Here is an 18,487-nt window from a genome sequence, read left to right on the forward strand (position 1 = left end):
TCAGATCTCCTCATCGAATGCGGGAGCGTGGTCGCGTGCGTACTGCACGTAGTTGTTGCTGACGCCCTGTGGCACCATCGGCCACACCATCGCGTCGGCGGAGACGACGAAGTCGATCACGACCGGACGGTCGTTGGTCTCCAGCGCGAGCTGAATCGCGGCGTCGACTTCTTCTTCCTTCTCCACTCGGATCGCGAGGCAACCGTAGGCTTCGGCGAGCTTGACGAAGTCAGGAATTCGGATTGTGCCGTGACCGGTGTTCAGGTCGGTGTTGGAGTGCCGACCGTTGTAGAACAACGTCTGCCACTGGCGAACCATCCCGAGGGAGGAGTTGTTGATGATCGCGACCTTGATCGGGATGTTGTTGATGACGCAGGTGGCGAGTTCCTGATTCGTCATCTGGAAGCATCCGTCACCGTCGATCGACCACACCACGCGGTCGGGTTCAGCGACTTTTGCCCCCATGGCTGCTGGCACTGAATACCCCATGGTGCCGGCGCCACCCGAGTTCAGCCAGGCGTTCGGCCGCTCGTACTTGATGAACTGCGCGGCCCACATCTGGTGCTGTCCGACGCCTGCGGCGTAGATGCCCTCAGGACCGGTCAACTCGCCGATGCGCTTGATCACGTACTGCGGTGCGAGCAGGCCGTCGCTCGGCTCGGTGTATCCGAGCGGGAACTCATCGCGCAGGCCATCGAGGTACGACCACCACTCACCGGTGTCGGGCTTCGCGCCGTCCAGCGCACCACGGAACGCAGCATCCAGATCAATCAGCACATCACGCACGTCGCCGACGATCGGCACGTCTGCGGTACGGATCTTGGAGATCTCTGCCGGGTCGATGTCGACGTGCACAACCTTCGCGTTCGGAGCGAACAACGACGCCTTGCCCGTCACTCGATCGTCGAACCGAGCGCCGAGCGAGATGAGCAGGTCGGCTTCCTGCAGCGCGAGCACCGCGGGAACAGTGCCGTGCATGCCGGGCATACCGAGGTGCTGCGGGTGCGAGTCGGGGAACGCGCCGCGAGCCATCAGCGTCGTCACCACCGGCGCACCGGTCGACTCTGCGAGTTCGAGCAGTTCGGCCGATGCCTTCCCCCGGATGACACCACCACCGACGTACAGCACCGGCTTCTTCGCCTCGACGAGCAGTGTCGCCGCGGCCTGAATCTGCTTGCCGTGCGCCTTGGTCACCGGACGGTAGCCGGGCAGATCGATCTTGGGTGGCCAGATGAAAGGTGCGGTGGCCTGCTGCGCATCCTTCGTAATGTCGACGAGCACGGGGCCAGGACGCCCGGTGCCGGCGATCTCGAAAGCTGCGGCGATCGCGCCCGGGATCTCGGCTGCATCCTTCACCAGGATCGAGTGCTTGGTCACCGGCATCGTGATGCCGATGATGTCCGCCTCCTGGAAGGCATCCGTTCCCATCAACGTCGAGAACACCTGCCCGGTGATCGCCACCATCGGAACCGAGTCCATGTAGGCGTCGGCGATCGCGGTGACGAGGTTCGTCGCACCGGGACCTGACGTCGCGATGCAGACTCCGATGCGACCGGATGCCGAGGCATACCCTTCCGCGGCGTGACCGGCACCCTGTTCGTGGCGAACGAGAATATGCCGGAGTTCAGTGGAATCCATCAGCGGGTCATAGACCGGGAGGATCGCTCCCCCAGGTAGACCGAACACGTCGGTGACGCCGAGCAATTCCAGCGAGCGGACAACGGCTTGCGCGCCACTCATCTCTGGAGCGGTGGATTTCTGGGATGGCGGCCGGGGCACGGCCGAAACAGAATCAGCAGTCATGTCTTTCCTTGATGATCTGAAGTGTCGTCGACAGTACGCCGACGTAAATCAACCGGTCGTCGCGCCTTCTGCGGCGGAGCGCACGAGGGCTGCGTACTTGGCAAGAACGCCACGGGTATAGCGCGGGGGCAGCGGTTCCCAGCCAGAACGGCGGGATGCGAGCTCTGCATCATCGACGAGTAAGTCAAGCGAGCGAGCTGCGATATCGACCCGTATCAGATCACCATCGCGCACGAAGGCGATAGGACCTGCGTCCACCGCTTCGGGTGCTATGTGGCCGATGCACAGGCCGGTTGTGCCGCCTGAGAATCGTCCGTCAGTCAAGAGTAGTACATCTTTTCCGAGGCCAGCGCCCTTGATGGCGGCGGTGATCGCTAGCATCTCGCGCATACCGGGCCCGCCCTTGGGACCCTCGTAGCGGATCACGACCACGCTGCCTGCTTCGACCTCGCCGTTCGCGACAGCATCCATCGCCGCGCGCTCGCGTTCGAAGACACGAGCCGGTCCTTCAAAGACAGTTGCGTCGAAGCCGGCCGTCTTCACGACGGCACCCTCTGGTGCCATCGAACCGTGCAGGACGGTCAGTCCGCCGGTGGCGTGGATCGGGTTGTCCAACGTGTGGATGACTTCGCCATCGATCGGTCCGGGGTTGAGATCCGCGAGGTTCTCCGCGAGCGTCTTGCCCGTCACCGTGAGCGCGTCACCGTGCAACAGACCCTCGTCGAGCATGGCCTTCATGATGACCGGGATGCCACCCTGACGGTCGACGTCGTTCATGACGTACTTGCCGAACGGCTTCATATCCGCAATGTGCGGCACCTTGTCGCCGATCCGATTGAAGTCGTGCAGGTTCAGCTCGACTTCGGCCTCACGTGCGATCGCCAGCAGGTGCAGGACGACGTTGGTCGAACCGCCGAGCGCCATCGCGAGGGCGATCGCGTTCTCGAAAGCTTCAGGTGTGAGGATGTCGCGCGTCGTGATGCCCTGGCGAAGCAGGTTCACAACAGCTTCACCCGAGCGATGCGCGTAGTAGTCCCGGCGGCGATCTGCTGCGGGCGCCGCCGCGGAGCCGGGGAGGCTCAGACCGAGCGCCTCGGCGACCGATGCCATCGTGTTGGCGGTGTACATGCCGCCGCAGGCGCCCTCACCGGGCGCGATCGCGCACTCGATGCGCTTCAGATCCTCTTCGCTCATGAGACCGGCACGGTGCGCGCCGACTGCCTCGAAGGAGTCGATGATCGTGACATCCTTCTCGGTGCCATCCGAGAGCTTGACCCAGCCCGGGGCGATGGAACCTGCGTACAGGAAGACGCTGGACAGATCCAGACGCGCGCTTGCCATGAGCATGCCAGGGATGGACTTGTCACAGCCAGCCAGCAGCACACTGCCGTCGAGTCGCTCCGCCATCATGACCGTCTCGACCGAGTCAGCGATGACCTCACGAGAGACCAGCGAGAAGTGCATGCCCTCGTGGCCCATCGAGATGCCGTCAGAGACCGAGATGGTACCGAACTGCAGCGGGTAGCCGCCGCCGGAGTGCACGCCTTCCTTGGCGCCCTGGGCGAGCCGGTCAAGGCTCAGGTTGCACGGCGTGATCTCGTTCCAGCTGGACGCAATGCCGATCTGGGGTTTGTCCCAATCTGCATCCCCCATGCCAACGGCACGGAGCATGCCGCGAGAAGTCGTAGCCTCAATACCGTCAGTAACGACACGGCTGCGGGGTTTGATGTCGATGGGCGCGTTCGAAGCAGGATCTTGCGAGGACATGACGGCAGTCTATTCCCGTCCGACAGCCCGCTCGTTCGCGAGCGCCTCCAGAAGAGCGGCCATCTCTTGTGGAGTGTCCACACGAAGTGTCGCGGCCGACTCCCCCGGTCCGACGCGCACGCCCAGATCTCCCGGCTGAAGCACGCGAATGGCGTCCTCGTCCGTCACATCGTCGCCTGCGAACAAAATGCCTGTTGCGTCGAAGTGCTCACGCAGCACCGTCATGGCCGTATCTTTTCCCTCGACGCGCGAGGAGAACTCGAGCACACGATGGCCCGACCGGCGGCGCCACTGCGGGAAACGCTCGGCCACCAAAGCGTCGATCTCCGCGAATGCAGCGGCCTCGACCTCTGGTGTGGCCTGGCGAGTGTGAATGCCCATTCCGAAGGTCTTCGGCTCAAGGCGCACGTTCTCGTAGCGATCGACGATCGGCTGAGCGGCCTCCCAGAGCGCCTCGCGGGCACCCTCTTCCGTGATCGCGCCGGGCGTGTCGGCATCACCGATTCCGGGAAACCAGTACTGGGCGCCATGCGAGCCAGCGAGAGCGATGTGCGACTCGGGATTGTGCTCTGTGATCTCCTGCAGGTCGTGCATGCTGCGGCCTGACACATACGCGATGAAGGTGTCCGGCAGCGCCGCGAGTCGCTCCACTTGTGTCTTCACCTCCGGCAGCGCTCGCGCTGCCATGGGCTCAGCCACCAGCGGCGATGCGGTGCCGTCGAAATCCAGTGCGACCACCAGTCGCGGTGTGTGCGCGATCGCCGTCAGCGCGTCGTCAGCAGATCCAGGGGTCCAAGTGCGGGTCACAGCGTGTCTCCTCGTCGGTTTGATCCCGACCAGCCTCTCACGCGCGGTGCGAGCGGGCTGTCGAGAGAGCCTGCAGAAACGAGGACGACCATGCGATGACGTCGTGCTCGAGTACGCGACGCCGCAGCGACCGCATGCGCTTGCCTTGCTCGGCAGGGCCCATCTCGACCGCTGCCATGATGGCGTCTTTCATGCCATCGATGTCGTGGGGGTTGATCCTGAGCGCCTGTCGGAGTTCGTCGGCTGCGCCAGTAAATTCGCTGAGCACGAGCACGCCGCGGTTGTCAGTGCGCGTTGCGATGTACTCCTTCGCCACGAGGTTCATTCCGTCGCGGAGCGCGGTGACGAGCATGACATCGGCAGCCAGATAAAGCGCGACCATCTCCTCGCGCGGGAATCCCTGATGCAGGTATCGAATCGCGGTGTGGCCCATCGTGTCTGTGTCGCCGTTGATGCGGCTGACGGCGAGTTCGATCTCGTCTCGAAGCTGCACGTAGGCATCCACTCGTTCACGGCTCGGGCTCGCCACCTGGATGAGCGTGACTTCTTCGACCTTCAGGCGCCCCTCTGCAAGCAGTTCGCCGTAGGCCTTGATGCGATGCCGAATGCCCTTGGTGTAGTCGAGCCGGTCGACCCCCAGCAGAATCCTCTTCGGGTTGCCAAGGCTCTCCCTGATCTCGAGGGCTCTGGCCTGTACCTCTGGCCTTGCCGCAAGTTCGAGATACGGCGTCGTATCAATCGAGATGGGGAACGCCTTGGCGATGACTGTGCGGGAGCCATCTTCGCCTGGCACTGCGACGGTCGTTGACTTCACCTCATACTTCAGACGGCGGCGCACGGCAGCCAGGAAGTAGGAGGCATCCTGCACGCGCTGGAACCCGACGACGTCGGCGCCCAGCAGTCCTCGCAGCATCTGATCACGCCACGGGAGCTGTGCGTACAGCCCGTGCATCGGGAACGGGATGTGATGAAAATACCCGATCGTCACGTCGGGACGCAACGCACGCACCATCTCGGGCACGAGTTGCAGTTGGTAATCATGCACCCAGACCGTCCCGTTCTCCGCAACGGCCTCGGCAGCGGCTTCGGCGAAGCGTCTGTTGACGGTGACGTAGGAGTCCCACCATTCGCGATGAAACTGCGGCGGGGCGATCACATCGTGGTACAGCGGCCAGATCGTGTCGTTCGCAAAACCCTCGTAGTATTCGGCGACCTCTTGAGCAGACAGGACGATAGGGATCAGCCGGATGCCGTTAGCTTCGAAGGGCTTGAGCTCAAGGTCGGCTTGCCCTGCCCACCCCACCCACGCGCCATCCACCTGGTGCATCACCGGCTCGAGCGCTGCGACCAGACCGCCCGGTGAAGTGCGCCAGGTCTCAGTACCGTCCGCTCCCACCACGCGATCGACCGGCAACCTGTTAGCGACGACGACGAAATCTGCGGTGGCCATGGTGACTCCTCACACAGTGGATCAGTTCCCCTAGGCTATCGAGTCCGCATGTGGACCCGACTCAAGTACCAGTTCACGACGCCGGCGAGGAAGGCGATCGCCGCCGCGAGCATCGGCAAAAGCAGTGCGGGCGACGTCCCCATGCTCTCCGCGATCTCACCGGTCACGGCCGCTCCGATCGACTGGCCGACGATGACGCCTGAGCCGAGCATCGTCATGACGGTGGCAGACCGACCCAGCGGACTGCGAGCAGCGCCGAAGCTGTACTGGGTGACCAGTGTCGGCCCAATGCCGATTCCCATGACGCCCAGGGCCACCATCATGGCGCCGGGTGTATCAACCATGCCCAGAAACAGTGAACCGGCCAGCAGGATGCCGGAGAAGACCAGCCACCGCGCGCGCAGCGAGAAGCGCGGCGGCAGCCAGGCCACACCGAGCGCGAGAATCGCGGAACCGACGCCCATCACGCCGTAGAGCACTCCCGCCTGCTCTGGGGCACCCCGATCGGCCATGAACGAGGTCAATGCCGTGAGCATCGTGCCGAAGAAGATGCCAACGCCGAGGATGCCGAGAACGACGACCAGTAATTGTGGACGGAAGAGTTCTGACACCTTCGAGGGCGCGCGTCCATCGGCATCGCGCTCCTGAGAGACATGTCGTCCGCTCGGATGCAGGGCAAACGCGCCGACAAACAACACCGTCAGCGCAGCCGCGCCCACCAGCGGTGCCCAGGGGGCGATCCACGAGGCGACGACACCGACGATGAACGGCCCGAAGACGAAGACCGTCTCATCGGCGGCTGATTCGTAGGCCATGGTGCGCGACACTGTGCGCACGCGCGAAGGTTCCGGCATCCGGTCGTTGATGATCGAGACGAGACGCGAACGCGACATCGGGGCGACCTGCGGTGCGGTGGCACCGATGCCGAACGCAGCCAGCAATATGAACGCATCCGTGGACGCACTGTAGACGACAAGCGTGAAGACGACGAGCATCGTGCCGTTGGCGACGGCGAGAATCAGGAGGACGACTCGCTGTCCGAATCGATCAGCGGCTGCACCGAGCAATGGCCCGAAGCACGCGGTGCCGAGACCCACGGCCGCGGAGGTCAGCCCACCGAGAGACAGTGATCCACGCGCGGAGACGACGACAGTGAGAACCCCGACCACCATCATCGCGAAGGGCAGTCGCGCGATGAACGCGACGAGGAAGTAGGGGAAGCCAGCGACGCGGAGCAGGCTTGTTTGCGTTGCATCGCGAGGCGGAGCGGGTGCGGGTGTGTGGGTCATGACTCTCGCACGTCCAAGGACGCGGGGATCAGGTGCCGCCGCTGTCCGCCGGGGTGCCGACGGCCGGTAGTTACACAGCTTTAGCGCCGAAGCGCCGAATCCATTCTATCCGCGCCGCCTGAGCGAAGGTAGGTTGGAGAAATGCGTTACCTCTTCAGCACAGGCCTCATCGGAGCGATCACCGCCGGTGTGTCACTGCTACGCGGCACGCGTGACGCCCCGATCACCTGGCGTGCAGCGCTCGCCTGGCTGAGTTGGGGCATCACCGTCGCCCTCTCGATCGGCGCGGCGATCGATATGCGCCGCGCCGAGCGTGGCGTCATCGTGCCGGCGGACTCTCCACTCGCGGCAACGCAGACCAAGCGCATGAAGAAGGAAGCCAAGCATCTCGAAAAGCAGCTCAAGGCTGCCCAGAAGCGCTGAGGCGCCCTCTCATCAGCCGGTGAGGATCAGCGGGTAAGGATCAGCGCGTAAGGATTAGCGCCTCTCCCTGACCGCCGCCGCCGCAGAGACCAACCGCCGCCGTGCCGCTGCCCCGGCGAACCAGCTCGTGTGCCAGGTGCACGACCAGCCTGTTTCCGGATGCTCCGATCGGGTGCCCGATGGCGATCCCGCCTCCGTGAATGTTCACGATGTCGCTGGACACGCCGAGCTCGGCCTGAGAACGGGCGACGACAGCACCGAATGCCTCATTGATCTCCACGAGATCGAGATCTGCAGCGGTGATTCCTTGCTTCTCGAGCGCGCGGTGGATCGCCTGAGCTGGCTGTGCCTGCAGTGAGTTATCTGGCCCCGCGGTCTGTCCACTGGCACCGACCGTGACGAGCACTGGCCAACCCTGCGCCTCAGCATTGTCACGTGTCGTCACCACGACTGCGGAGGCGCCGTCCGAGATCTGGGAGGAGTTCCCCGCAGTGATCGACCCGCCATCAAGAAACGCGGCGCGGAGCTTGCCGAGCGTCTCCACGGTGGTCTCGGGCCGCACGCCCTCGTCCTGGGCGACAACGACCGGCTCACCGCGCCGCTGGGGCACCTCGACCGGCACGATCTCCGCGTCGAAGATGCCTGCCGCTGTCCCGGCAGCAGCGCGCTGATGCGACAGCGCCGCCACGGCATCCTGTGCCTCGCGGGTGAGCTCGAAGCGCTCATTGTGACGCTCGGTCGATGCGCCCATGCTCTCTTCGTCGTAGGCGTCGGTGAGACCGTCGAACGCCATGTGGTCGAGCACCTCGACGCTGCCGTACGTCCACCCATCGCGCGAGCCCATCAGCAGGTGCGGTGCGCGCGTCATCGACTCCATTCCGGCAGCCACGACGGTCGTAGCATCCCCGGTGCGAATCATGCGTGCGGCGTCGATGATCGCGGTGAGGCCAGACAGACACACCTTGTTGACAGAGTGCGCTGGCACGTCCCAGCCGAGACCCGCACCGATCGCGGCCTGACGCGCGGCGTTCTGCCCTGAACCCGCTGCGAGCACCTGACCGACGATCACAGCGTCGACCGCGGCGGGATCGATGGATGCCTGTGCCAGCGCGCCCTTGATTGCGAAGGATCCGAGCTGAGGCGCAGTGAACGATGCAAGCTGGCCCTTCAAACGCCCCTGGGGCGTGCGGGCGGCTGCGACGATGACGATGTCGGTCATGACTGGTCCTTCAACTCGGGTGAAATGGTCAACGGCGGCTCTGTTGCATCGATGACTTCCTGAACACTCACGCCCGGCGCGGTCTCGACGAGCACTAGACCTTCATCTGTGACGTCGATAACGGCGAGGTCAGTGATGATCCGATGTGCCACTCCCCTGCCGGTCAACGGCAGCGAGCACTCATTCACGATTTTCGCGGAGCCGTCCCTTGCCACGTGCTCCATCAGGATGATGAGCCGGCCAGCGCCGTGCACGAGGTCCATCGCGCCGCCTGGACCCTTGACCATCTTTCCTGGAATCATCCAGTTCGCAAGGTCTCCCTTTGCGGATACCTGCATCGCGCCGAGGATTGCCGCATCGATCTTCCCGCCGCGGATCATGCCGAAGCTGGTGGCCGAGTCGAAGAAAGCCGTGCCTGGCAGGGTCGTCACGGTCTCTTTGCCGGCGTTGATGAGGTCGGGATCGACAGCATCCTCGGTCGGATACGGACCGACTCCGAGGATGCCGTTCTCAGACTGCAACACGACGGTGATGCCCTCGGGGACATAGTTGGGCACCAGGGTCGGCAGGCCGATGCCGAGGTTTGCATAGGAGCCGTCGGTGAGTTCGAGAGCCGCACGGGCTGCCATCTGCTCGCGGGTGAGTGCCATGTCAGGCTCCTTCGCTCTGGTCTGCGGGCTGTGAGACGGTGCGGCGCTCGATGCGCTTCTCGATGTCGGTGCCGACCTCGACTAAGCGGTGCACGAATACGCCAGGGAGGTGAACGCGATCCGGGTCGATCTCGCCCGGCTCCACGAGCTGCTCCACCTGCGCAATGCACACGCGACCTGCCATCGCCGCCAGCGGATTGAAGTTGCGGGCGGCCTTGTTGAAGACAAGATTTCCGTGCCGGTCTCCCGCAATGGCGTGCACGAGAGCGAAGTCTGTGCTGATCGCCTCCTCCAGCACGAACTCCTTCGGTGCGCCGTTCACGTCGAAGGTGCGGGTGTCTTTTACCGGGGATGCGACTGCAATCGACCCGTCCGCGTTGTAGCGACGCGGCAGCCCGCCCTCGGCGACCTGTGTGCCGACGCCGGTCTGAGTGAAGAACGCCGCAATACCTGATCCTCCTGCACGCAACTTCTCTGCCAGCGTGCCCTGGGGTGTCAGCTCCAGCTCGAGTTCACCAGAGAGGAACTGGCGTTCGAACTCTTTGTTCTCGCCCACATACGACGAGGTCATCTTGCGGATGCGCTGCGCGTTCAGCAGGATGCCGAGGCCCCAGTCATCGACGCCACAATTGTTACTGACGATGCTCAGGTCGGTCGTCCCCTGTGCGAGCAGCGCTTCGATGAGGGCGATCGGGTTTCCGGAGAGGCCGAAACCTCCGACTGCCAGGGATGCACCATTCGGGATGTCGGCGATTGCTTCCGCCGCAGAGGCCCATTGCTTGTCGATCACGCAGCACTCCTTCGTGTGAGGTCTGCTTCCAGCATCCGCCTCTTACACTCTGACGGAAAGCCCGGTCTTGCGATGTGGGCGTTCCTCTCGATAGCGTCCACATTATGAACACTTCATCACGCACGGTTCCCGGCACACAGGCCGTAGCCCGTGCCGCGAGTCTGCTGCGCCTCGTCACCGCAGGAGGCGAAGGTGGTGCGAGCCTCCAGGACCTCGCGCGGCAGGCCGATCTGACCCGCTCCACGACGCATCGGCTACTCAGCGCACTGCGCGCAGAGGGCCTGGTCGATCGCGACGAAGATACGGCCAGATGGATGCCTGGTCCCGAGCTCTTCCTCATGGGATCAGTGGCTGCGGCACGCTATGACGTGACGGCCCTTGCCCGCGACATCGTGCGCTCACTCGCCGTGAAGACCGAGGAGAGTGCCTTCCTTTCGGTGCGGCGCGCTGACGAGACGGTGTGCCTTGTGCGCGAAGAGGGCTCTTTCCCGATCCGCTCTTTCGTGCTCAGCGAGGGCGTGCGCTTCCCGCTCGGCGTCGCGAGTGCAGGACTAGCGATCCTGTCGTTCCTGCCTGACCACGATGTGGATGCATATCTGGAGCGGCATCCTGAACTCAGCGAACGCTGGGGACGCACGCACAGCACCACACCACTGCGAACGAGGCTGGCCGAGACGAAGGAACGCGGATTCGCCATCAACCCAGGGCTCATCGTCGAGGGCAGTTGGGGAATGGGAGCCGCGGTGTTCGATCGCGCAGGACGACCCGAATGGGCACTCAGTCTGACCGGAGTCGAATTCCGCTTCGGCCCGGATCGGATCGCTGACCTTGGCCGCACTTTGCTCGCGCACGCGCATCAGCTCTCGTCGCGGATCGCAAATGCCAGGCGCTGAGCTTGCCCCGATCAGACGCTCTCTGCACCGAGTGCCATCTGCAGAAGAGGCGACAGTGCCTTCGCACCCCGGGCGCTCATCACCACTGTGTAATGGTTCAGACCGTCGAGGTGCTGATGGGCGATCGCAGGATGCGCGGCGAGAAGCTTCGCACGGTGCGCGGCGGCGTACAGCCCTGGCTCCTCATTCTGCAGTCCGCGCGCCGCGGTGATGAACAGCGTCGGATGCTGCAAAGCGGCAAGAGCCTCCGACAGCGCCGAGCCAAGGTTCAGGTCGATCGTGTCTTCGACCGTCGTCTGATAACTCGTCGCCGGGCGGTAGGCGTCACCATCGCGGTGGAGGTCATAGGCGATGTACTGCTCGAGCTCTTCGCTCCAGTCCTCGGTGAATGCGGGGTGGCACCGCCAGAATTCCTCCGTGTACTCGGCGACGCTGGCCCAGCGGCGCGACAGACGCTCTGCTGTGGGTCCGAGGATCAGCGACACCAGCTGCTCGGGTTCCACACTGGAAGGAACATCCAACGGCAGCCCACCGTCGACGAGGATAAGCTGCTGCACGCGCTCCGGATGCCGGTGGGCAAGCACAACCGCGACGAACGCCCCCATGGAGTGACCGATCACCGGCACCGAGTCGATGCCCAGAACATCCAGGACCGCCAGTACGTCGGCCGCATGGGCGACCATGCCCGCGGGCCCGACAACGTCGCTACTGAGACCACGGCCACGCAGATCGGGAGCGATAACCCGCACGCCGGGGAGTTCGGCGACTATGAAGGGCCACGCGAGGTGCGATGAGGTCACCCCATGTATGGCGAGGACCGTCGGCGGTTCGCCAACAGCATCGTGCGGATCCCAGATCCCCACGCTCAAGTCGCCACCAGCGACGGGGACGGTGAGGGTGCGATAGATGTGCGTGTTCATCGAGCGGTCCATCCACCATCCATCGTGTACGACGCGCCAGTGACCATCGACGCATTCGTTGATGCCAGCCAACCGGCAAGCGATGCCACCTCGGCCGGCTCGACCAGACGCTTTATCGCGCTCTCAGTCAGCATGACCTTCTCTACGACCTCGCTCTCCGGAATCCCGTGCACCTTCGCCTGATCGGCGATCTGCTTCTCGACCAGCGGCGTGCGCACATATCCGGGGTTGATGCAGTTGCTCGTGACGCCGTACGGGCCGCCTTCAAGAGCGGTGACCTTGGACAGTCCTTCGAGCCCGTGTTTCGCGGCGACGTACGCCGATTTGAACGCACTCGCACGCAACCCGTGCACGCTGGAGATGTTGATCACTCGTCCCCAACCGCGCCCGTACATGCCAGGCAGCACTGCGCGAACGAGCAGGAACGGCGCCTCCAGCATGATGCGCTGGATGGCGCGGAATGCATCCGGGTCGAACTCAGGGATAGCGCTGACCCGTTGGATCCCCGCATTGTTGACCAGGATGTCTGCGTCTAACTTCAGTGTGTCGAGAGCCGTGGTGTCGGAGAGATCGACCTCCCATGCCTCGCCACCCAGAGCGGAGGCGTGCTTCTCGGCTGCAGCGCGGTTAAGATCTGCGATGATCACGTGCGCGCCGCGTGCGGCGAACTCCTGAGCACACGCGAGTCCGATGCCACTCGCTCCCCCTGTGACGATCGCGCGGCGCCCGGCCAGATCCTGCTCAGCCATTCTCGTTCTCCTTCTCCGATATCTCAGCCGTTGCTCGTGTGGCCCCCGCGGGTCGCAGCGCATTGCCGATGAACCGGGTCATCCCCTCGATCACCGCAGGGTCGATTGCGGCAGGTGTGTGGCCGTCCGCATCGCGCTCCCAGAGCAGGTAGCGCATACCGATCAGCTCACCAGCCCCCATCAGCGCCCATGCGGCTACTTCAGGGTCGAGCTGCGGATCGACATCGCCGGTCTGCTGGGCATCGCGTAGCCCTGCACGATAGCCGTCGACGATGCGCTCATAGTGCAGCTTCAGCGTGGCAGGCGACACGAACTCAGCCTCCCGCACGACGCGGTAAAGCGCGGGGTGGGCGGCGGTGAAACGGAAGAAACCCTCAAACCCGAGCCGCTCCGCCTCGATGCGGTTCGCGGCGTCCGACATAGACTCGGACATCGCGTGGCGAACGCGACGGTTCAAGTCGATGACAAGCGCCTCGAAGATCGTCTGCTTGCTGTCGAAGTACAGGTAAAAAGTGCCGAGCGCGACATTCGCCGCCTCGGTGATCTTCACGATCGACGCCTCGTGGTACCCGAGCTCGGCGAAGACGGACTCCGCCGCCTCGAGCAGCTTCTGCCTGGTCACCTCGCCGCGTTTGGTGAGCGGACGCCCGGTCGCTGGCGACATGTTGACGTCGGCGATGATCTCAACGGACTCGGTCATCAGCATCCTTTTCTTGATCTGCCGCGATAAGGTCGGCGGCCATCCGGCGCAGCGTCGCACGAGCGATCTTCTCGATCGTCGACTTCGGCAGTTCGTCCGTGAAGACGATCCGTGCCGGGAGTTTGAAGGCGGCAAGTCGCTCTCTCGCGAAGGCGAGCAACTCGTCGATGGAGAACGGCGTGCGGGCAACGACGAACGCAACGCCGCGCTCACCCCAAACCCGGTCGGGCGCGCCTACGACAGCGACCGAGTCCACGAGCGGATGCTGCGCGAGCACACCCTCGACTTCAGCCGGGGCGACGTTCTCTCCCCCGGAGACGTAGATCTCTTTGAGCCGGTCGACGATGCGGTAGATGCCCGCGGCATCCCGATGTGCGAGGTCGCCGGTGCGCAGCCACGGCCCCGAGCGCGCGCGGACGGTAGCATCCGCATCATCGAGGTAGCCAGCGAAGGTGCTCGGGCCGCGGACCCAAAGCTCTCCGGTCGCCTCGCCTTCGAGCGCCAGCTCTGTCGTAACATCGACGAGGCACACGTCGACGGACGGGTATGGACGCCCTACCGTACCCCGGTGCGCGGCCAGCTCCGCGGCGGGAAGCGCCAGCACATTGGGTCCGGCCTCAGTAAGCCCGTACCCCTGGGTCATGCCGACGCCGCGGTCGGCCCAGACCTCAGCCAGCGTCTCCGGTATCGTCGCCCCGCCCACCAGTACGTGGCGCAGACTCGACAGATCGGCACCCCGCCAGCCCGGAGCGTCCTGCAACATGCGGTATTGCGTGGGTACGCCCATCATCGTCGTCACCCGGCGTTCAGAAATGAGCTGCAGCACACGCCCCGGCTGGAAGGATCGCTCGAGCACGACCGTCGCGCCCACCCACCAGGCCAGCAGCGGCTGCACGTTCCACGCAGCGACGTGGTACTGCGGCAGCATGGCCAGCACCACATCAGTGGAGATCATCGGCATGACGCGCGACAGCGCCATGTTCGTCCAGAAGCAGTTCTCGTGGGTGAGCACGACGCCCTTGGGTGCTGCCTCGCTGCCGGAGGTGAAGATCACCAGCAGCGGGTCATCGTCGCGCACGCTCCGGTCACGTGTCGGGAATGCGGCGGCGGGAATCTGTGCCTCGACCCCGGTGGCGCCGAGGAAGACGTACGCGGGCGCCTCGTTTTCCAGCATCCGAAGTGCCGTCCCCGCGAGCGCGACGTGCTCGTCTTCCACGAGCACCAGTACTGCGCCGCTGCGGCGAATGAGAGCGGACAGCTCCGTCGGCGTCAGCCGCCACGACAGCGGGATGAACGCGATGCCGAGGAACGCGCACGCGAAGAAGGCGACCACGTGGTCGGTCGAGTTGCCCGACACTGTGGCAATGCGCTGACCCGCCCCGTACCCGGCATCCCGCAGGCGAGTCGCAAGCTGCTCTGCGCGGCCGGTCAACGTCGCAAAGTCCACGCCCACTCCGCGGTCGTCGATCGCGATCTTGTGCGGGTTGGATGCCGCGCGTTCACGCAGCCACCTCCCCAATGTGTGGGGACCGTCAACTTCGAAGCTCATCGCACTCCCACCTCCGCGCCCTGAGCATCGCTGTCGTCGAGAGCACCGAGAGATCCGGCCGCCGCCGCTGTCGTCCCGCGACGACGTCGCAGCCAGGAGTCAACGGTACCGGCGATGCCGCCGGGCAAGAACATGACCACGAGGATGAACAGCACGCCGAGCAGGAAGAGCGGCTCGGAAAGCGGAATGCGCAGGAAGTCGGGCAGCGTCTGGATGCCGTCGGCACGGGCCAGCACTGTCAGTCGCTGGTCGAGAATCGTATAGAGCACTCCACCGACGACGGCTCCCCAACGGAATCCGACGCCGCCGAGCACCACCATCACGAGCACGGTGATTGTGAGGTCGGCCCCGACCGCGCTGGGCTGGGTGCCCGACTGCAGCAGCAGATAGGCGACACCGGCCAGGCTCGCGCACATGGCCGCGATCACGAAGACGATCAGCTTCGCGCGAGCGGGCTTGAGGCCGAGAACCTGCACTCGCAGCTCATTCTCGCGCGATGCGGCGGCGAGGTGGCCGAGGCGGGACTTATCCACCCACAGCACCACGAGGTAGACGATGACGACGACGACCAGCGCGAACCAATACAGGTTGCGAGTATTCATCACACCGACCAGCCAGTCCGGAACGCTGGCGGTGTTGAGCCCAAGACCCTCTTCACCGCCGGTGATCGCCTGGTTGCGACGGACGAGTACCGAGCCGGCCTGGGCGAACGCGAGCGTCACCATCGCGAACGGAATGCCGTTGACGCGCATGGCGACGGCGCCCGTGACAAGCGCGATGACCATGCCGCCGATGAGGGCGACGAACACGCCCTGCCAAAGTGGCAGTTCAAAGGCACGCAGCAGGATGCCGAGGCCGTAGGCCCCTGCACCGAAGTACAGCGCGTGACCAAATGAGAGCATGCCCGCGGTGCCGAGCAGCAGGTTGTACGACAGTGCGAGGGCGGCGAACACCATGCACAGCGACAGCAAAGCGAGCGAGCCCGGCGTGTAGGTGGGGCCAGGAAGAATGCCGGGCAGCGACAGGTTCAGCAGCGGTAGCACCGCCATCACGACGATGAGTACGGCGCCGATGATCACGGGCGCGAAGCGCTTGAGCGACGACATCATGCTTTCCTCCCCATCAGGCCCGCAGGTCGCACGAGCAGCACCACCGCGAGCAGGATGACGACGATGAAGTCGCCGGTTCCGCCGAGGTAGGTGTTGGCGACCTGCTGCAGCACCGCCACCAGCACGGATGCGACGGCAGCGCCGGTCAACGAGCCGAGGCCGCCGACCACTGTCACGATGAAGGCGAAGATCAGCAGCGTCGAACCAAGGTGCGCAGAGACGTAGGTCATCGCATGCATGGCGAGCACTCCCCCGATACCGGCAGCGGCTCCTCCAATCGCGAACACGAGTGTGAACGATCGACGCACGTCGATGCCGAGCGCGGTGACCATGGCCCGGTTCTCGACGCCGGCGCGGATGATCATGCCGTAGCGGGTCTTCTTCAGGAAGAGCACCAGTCCCGCGAGAACCAGGCCCGCCGCGATGATCAGCACCCAATACTTGTTCGGGATGCTGGCGCCGAGCACATCTGTGGTCTGCCCGAGCCAGGGTGGCCCTGCAATCGTGATGGCGTCAGTGCCCCAGATTCCTTCGAACAGCGCGATCGCGGCGAAGGAAAGACCGACTGTGACGAGTACCTGCTCGATGTGTCTCTCGTACAGCGGCCGGATCAGCACCAGTTCCGTGAGTGTCGCGAAGACCGCGCCGACAACTGCGCCGACCAGGATCGAGACCAGAAACCCCAGCCATGTCGTGGCGCCGATCGCCTGCGCCACTGCCCAGCCGACGAAGGCGCTGAGGGTGAGGAAGGCGCCGTGTGCGAAGTTCAGCACATGCATGAGGCCGTAAATGAGGCTCAAGCCGCTTGCGACCAGGAAGTACAGGGCACCAAGGCCCACGCCGATCACGAGGGTGAGGATGAGCGCGCTCATGCGTGGGCCTCCGCGCTGACTCCGAGTAACCTGCGAGTGAGATCGGCGTCGTCGAGGATCTCGCGTGCAGGCCCGGTGTGCACGACGCGACCGCCCGCGATCACCACGGCACCGTCGGCGAGCTGCCGCACGACCTCGAGATTCTGCTCCACGAGCAGAATCGGCGTGGTCTTGGCAGCTTCGGCGAGAGCATCCGACACCTCTTTGACGATCTTCGGAGCGAGGCCTTTGGTCGGCTCGTCTACGAGGATGATCCGGTTGTCGTTGAGGAGGGCGCGTGCAACGGAAACCATCTGCTGCTGCCCGCCGGAGAGCGTTCCCGCGCGCTGGTCGCGGCGTTGAACGAGGTCAGGGAAGAGTTCGGCGACGAACTCGTGACGCGGTTCGCGCTGCCGTTCTGCGAGAGCGAGGTTCTCCGCGACGGTGAGACCGGCGAACACCTCCCGATCCTCTGGCACGTAGCCGACACCTCGCTGCACGATCTTGTGGGTGGGTAGGTTATCGATCCGCTCCCCATCCAGCAGTACTTCACCGCGGCGGGTGATGAGCCCGAGGATGCCGCGCAGCGTGGAGGTCTTGCCAACACCGTTTCGGCCAAGAATGGCAGTGATGCCTACGGCGGGCACGTCAAAGGACACGTCCTCGACGACCTGCTGTCCGGCGATCGATGCGCGCAGGGAGCGCACCTGAAGAATCGGATCAGTCATGCTGCAGTCCCGGTTCCGAGATACGCGCTCTGCACGGTCGGGTTCTCCATGATCTTTTGGGGCGTGTCAAGAGCGATGATCGTGCCGAAGTACATGACGGCGACAAGGTCAACCAGCCCCATCAGCACGTCAATGTGGTGTTCGACCATGAGCACCGTGCAGCCATTTTCCCGCTGCATGACGCGGATGTTCTCGACGAGCCCGGAGACATCACCGGAAGCGACTCCCGCCATCGGCTCGTCGAGCAGCACAAGACGAGAGTTCGTGGCCAGCAGCGATGCGATCTCGAGCTTGCGCTTGTCGCCGTGGCTGATGTCACCTGCGAGGGTGTCGAGCCGATGGCCGAGCCCGACCTCTTCCAGCACCGCGATCGCCTGCCGAGTTGCCGAATCGTCGCGGCGGGGGAACTTGAGCAGTGAATAGCTGCCACCGTGGGTGGCCTGTGCCGCGATGCGGACGTTCTCGAGGATGCTCAGCTTGGGGAACAAGCTCGAGGTCTGAAAGGTGCGCCCCAGTCCTGCCCTGGCACGTCGCGGAACAGATAGACCTGTGATGTCTTCACCGTCGAGGAAGACTCGGCCCGACGTGGGCTTGATCACTCCGGAGATGGCGTTGAACAGCGTGGTCTTGCCGGCACCGTTGGGGCCGATGACTCCGACGAGAGAGCCCGGGGCAATATCGAGGTCGACGTCCTTGAGGATCGTCGCTCCGCCGATCTGAAGGCCGAGCCCTTCGACGCGCAGGGCCGCGCCGATGGACGGGGTCTCGGGCAGGACTGGGGTGCTCATAT

18 protein-coding genes are annotated in these 18,487 nt (G+C 64.5%); 2 read left to right on the plus strand and 16 right to left on the minus strand.

The genetic code is table 11. The features are described 5' to 3' along the window. The 5 genes from AC1C2Q_RS00875 to AC1C2Q_RS00895 are packed head-to-tail and all read right to left on the minus strand — an operon-like array spanning position 1 to position 7,116. Positions 1 to 1,803: an acetolactate synthase large subunit gene (locus AC1C2Q_RS00875; protein ID WP_495429177.1), complete on the minus strand. Its 1,803-nt coding sequence runs from the start codon at positions 1,801 to 1,803 to the stop codon at positions 1 to 3. A gap of 48 nt (positions 1,804 to 1,851) precedes the next feature. Next, the gene (gene ilvD / locus AC1C2Q_RS00880) at positions 1,852 to 3,570 is read right to left on the minus strand and encodes a dihydroxy-acid dehydratase (RefSeq protein ID WP_495448649.1); all 1,719 of its coding nucleotides are present in this window, start codon (positions 3,568 to 3,570) and stop codon (positions 1,852 to 1,854) included. 9 nt (positions 3,571 to 3,579) lie between these two features. Continuing rightward, a complete protein-coding gene (gene otsB, locus AC1C2Q_RS00885) occupies positions 3,580 to 4,377 on the minus strand; it encodes a trehalose-phosphatase (protein WP_495448650.1) in 798 nt (265 codons plus the stop codon). Positions 4,378 to 4,414: 37 nt separating this feature from the next. Next, positions 4,415 to 5,827, minus strand: coding sequence for an alpha,alpha-trehalose-phosphate synthase (UDP-forming) (locus tag AC1C2Q_RS00890; RefSeq protein ID WP_495448651.1), 1,413 nt, complete (start codon positions 5,825 to 5,827; stop codon positions 4,415 to 4,417). A 35-nt stretch (positions 5,828 to 5,862) separates the two neighbouring features. Then, on the minus strand, positions 5,863 to 7,116 hold the full coding sequence (locus tag AC1C2Q_RS00895) for an MFS transporter (RefSeq protein ID WP_495448652.1): 1,254 nt from the start codon (positions 7,114 to 7,116) through the stop codon (positions 5,863 to 5,865). A gap of 141 nt (positions 7,117 to 7,257) precedes the next feature. On the opposite strand from AC1C2Q_RS00895, the gene AC1C2Q_RS00900 reads away from it, so the two are divergent. After that, the gene (locus AC1C2Q_RS00900; RefSeq protein ID WP_495429182.1) at positions 7,258 to 7,539 is read left to right on the plus strand and encodes a hypothetical protein; all 282 of its coding nucleotides are present in this window, start codon (positions 7,258 to 7,260) and stop codon (positions 7,537 to 7,539) included. A gap of 40 nt (positions 7,540 to 7,579) precedes the next feature. On the opposite strand, the gene AC1C2Q_RS00905 is transcribed toward AC1C2Q_RS00900, so the two are convergent. From AC1C2Q_RS00905 to AC1C2Q_RS00915, 3 genes are read right to left on the minus strand one after another with little or no spacing between them, the layout of a single operon-like run. Beyond that, positions 7,580 to 8,758: an acetyl-CoA C-acetyltransferase gene (locus tag AC1C2Q_RS00905; protein ID WP_495448653.1), complete on the minus strand. Its 1,179-nt coding sequence runs from the start codon at positions 8,756 to 8,758 to the stop codon at positions 7,580 to 7,582. After that, positions 8,755 to 9,408 carry a CoA transferase subunit B gene (locus tag AC1C2Q_RS00910; protein ID WP_495448654.1) on the minus strand — a complete coding sequence of 218 codons (654 nt, stop codon included), beginning with the start codon at positions 9,406 to 9,408 and terminating at the stop codon, positions 8,755 to 8,757. The genes AC1C2Q_RS00905 and AC1C2Q_RS00910 overlap by 4 nt, the downstream gene beginning before the upstream one ends. 1 nt (position 9,409) lies before the next feature. After that, a complete protein-coding gene (locus AC1C2Q_RS00915; RefSeq protein ID WP_495448655.1) occupies positions 9,410 to 10,198 on the minus strand; it encodes a CoA transferase subunit A in 789 nt (262 codons plus the stop codon). 104 nt (positions 10,199 to 10,302) lie between these two features. Between AC1C2Q_RS00915 and AC1C2Q_RS00920 the strand changes: the two genes are divergently transcribed. Further along, positions 10,303 to 11,091, plus strand: a complete 789-nt coding sequence (locus AC1C2Q_RS00920) for an IclR family transcriptional regulator (RefSeq protein WP_495448656.1) — start codon at positions 10,303 to 10,305, stop codon at positions 11,089 to 11,091. An 11-nt stretch (positions 11,092 to 11,102) separates the two neighbouring features. Here AC1C2Q_RS00920 and AC1C2Q_RS00925 read toward each other — a convergent pair whose 3' ends face one another. Genes AC1C2Q_RS00925 through AC1C2Q_RS00960 form a run of 8 tightly spaced genes read right to left on the minus strand, consistent with a single transcriptional unit; the run spans position 11,103 to position 18,485 of the window. Continuing rightward, complete coding sequence (locus AC1C2Q_RS00925) at positions 11,103 to 12,011, minus strand: alpha/beta hydrolase (RefSeq protein ID WP_495448657.1); 909 nt, start codon at positions 12,009 to 12,011, stop codon at positions 11,103 to 11,105. Next, complete coding sequence (locus AC1C2Q_RS00930; RefSeq protein WP_495429188.1) at positions 12,008 to 12,760, minus strand: 3-hydroxybutyrate dehydrogenase; 753 nt, start codon at positions 12,758 to 12,760, stop codon at positions 12,008 to 12,010. The genes AC1C2Q_RS00925 and AC1C2Q_RS00930 overlap by 4 nt, the downstream gene beginning before the upstream one ends. After that, positions 12,753 to 13,460 carry a TetR/AcrR family transcriptional regulator gene (locus tag AC1C2Q_RS00935; protein ID WP_495448658.1) on the minus strand — a complete coding sequence of 236 codons (708 nt, stop codon included), beginning with the start codon at positions 13,458 to 13,460 and terminating at the stop codon, positions 12,753 to 12,755. The genes AC1C2Q_RS00930 and AC1C2Q_RS00935 overlap by 8 nt, the downstream gene beginning before the upstream one ends. Further along, positions 13,444 to 15,009, minus strand: coding sequence for a class I adenylate-forming enzyme family protein (locus AC1C2Q_RS00940; RefSeq protein WP_495448659.1), 1,566 nt, complete (start codon positions 15,007 to 15,009; stop codon positions 13,444 to 13,446). Before AC1C2Q_RS00940 ends, AC1C2Q_RS00935 begins: the two co-directional genes overlap by 17 nt. Further along, positions 15,006 to 16,118, minus strand: a complete 1,113-nt coding sequence (locus AC1C2Q_RS00945; protein WP_495448660.1) for a branched-chain amino acid ABC transporter permease — start codon at positions 16,116 to 16,118, stop codon at positions 15,006 to 15,008. The genes AC1C2Q_RS00940 and AC1C2Q_RS00945 overlap by 4 nt, the downstream gene beginning before the upstream one ends. Continuing rightward, positions 16,115 to 16,990, minus strand: a complete 876-nt coding sequence (locus AC1C2Q_RS00950) for a branched-chain amino acid ABC transporter permease (RefSeq protein ID WP_495429192.1) — start codon at positions 16,988 to 16,990, stop codon at positions 16,115 to 16,117. The genes AC1C2Q_RS00945 and AC1C2Q_RS00950 overlap by 4 nt, the downstream gene beginning before the upstream one ends. After that, positions 16,987 to 17,697, minus strand: a complete 711-nt coding sequence (locus tag AC1C2Q_RS00955; RefSeq protein ID WP_495448661.1) for an ABC transporter ATP-binding protein — start codon at positions 17,695 to 17,697, stop codon at positions 16,987 to 16,989. Before AC1C2Q_RS00955 ends, AC1C2Q_RS00950 begins: the two co-directional genes overlap by 4 nt. Next, complete coding sequence (locus AC1C2Q_RS00960; protein WP_495429194.1) at positions 17,694 to 18,485, minus strand: ABC transporter ATP-binding protein; 792 nt, start codon at positions 18,483 to 18,485, stop codon at positions 17,694 to 17,696. The genes AC1C2Q_RS00955 and AC1C2Q_RS00960 overlap by 4 nt, the downstream gene beginning before the upstream one ends. Between the last annotated feature and the right edge of the window lie 2 nt (positions 18,486 to 18,487).

Source organism: Microbacterium sp. Y356 (assembly GCF_059445355.1).

What these genes read in the sequence shown, in the direction of transcription:
- AC1C2Q_RS00875 (WP_495429177.1), bottom strand. Translation starts at nt 1,803, where the DNA reads ATGACTGCTGATTCTGTTTCGGCCGTGCCCCGGCCGCCATCCCAGAAA.
- ilvD (WP_495448649.1), bottom strand. Translation starts at nt 3,570, where the DNA reads ATGTCCTCGCAAGATCCTGCTTCGAACGCGCCCATCGACATCAAACCC.
- AC1C2Q_RS00890 (WP_495448651.1), bottom strand. Translation starts at nt 5,827, where the DNA reads ATGGCCACCGCAGATTTCGTCGTCGTCGCTAACAGGTTGCCGGTCGAT.
- AC1C2Q_RS00895 (WP_495448652.1), bottom strand. Translation starts at nt 7,116, where the DNA reads ATGACCCACACACCCGCACCCGCTCCGCCTCGCGATGCAACGCAAACA.
- AC1C2Q_RS00900 (WP_495429182.1), top strand. Translation starts at nt 7,258, where the DNA reads ATGCGTTACCTCTTCAGCACAGGCCTCATCGGAGCGATCACCGCCGGT.
- AC1C2Q_RS00905 (WP_495448653.1), bottom strand. Translation starts at nt 8,758, where the DNA reads ATGACCGACATCGTCATCGTCGCAGCCGCCCGCACGCCCCAGGGGCGT.
- AC1C2Q_RS00910 (WP_495448654.1), bottom strand. Translation starts at nt 9,408, where the DNA reads ATGGCACTCACCCGCGAGCAGATGGCAGCCCGTGCGGCTCTCGAACTC.
- AC1C2Q_RS00920 (WP_495448656.1), top strand. Translation starts at nt 10,303, where the DNA reads ATGAACACTTCATCACGCACGGTTCCCGGCACACAGGCCGTAGCCCGT.
- AC1C2Q_RS00925 (WP_495448657.1), bottom strand. Translation starts at nt 12,011, where the DNA reads ATGAACACGCACATCTATCGCACCCTCACCGTCCCCGTCGCTGGTGGC.
- AC1C2Q_RS00930 (WP_495429188.1), bottom strand. Translation starts at nt 12,760, where the DNA reads ATGGCTGAGCAGGATCTGGCCGGGCGCCGCGCGATCGTCACAGGGGGA.
- AC1C2Q_RS00935 (WP_495448658.1), bottom strand. Translation starts at nt 13,460, where the DNA reads ATGACCGAGTCCGTTGAGATCATCGCCGACGTCAACATGTCGCCAGCG.
- AC1C2Q_RS00940 (WP_495448659.1), bottom strand. Translation starts at nt 15,009, where the DNA reads ATGAGCTTCGAAGTTGACGGTCCCCACACATTGGGGAGGTGGCTGCGT.
- AC1C2Q_RS00945 (WP_495448660.1), bottom strand. Translation starts at nt 16,118, where the DNA reads ATGATGTCGTCGCTCAAGCGCTTCGCGCCCGTGATCATCGGCGCCGTA.
- AC1C2Q_RS00950 (WP_495429192.1), bottom strand. Translation starts at nt 16,990, where the DNA reads ATGAGCGCGCTCATCCTCACCCTCGTGATCGGCGTGGGCCTTGGTGCC.
- AC1C2Q_RS00955 (WP_495448661.1), bottom strand. Translation starts at nt 17,697, where the DNA reads ATGACTGATCCGATTCTTCAGGTGCGCTCCCTGCGCGCATCGATCGCC.
- AC1C2Q_RS00960 (WP_495429194.1), bottom strand. Translation starts at nt 18,485, where the DNA reads ATGAGCACCCCAGTCCTGCCCGAGACCCCGTCCATCGGCGCGGCCCTG.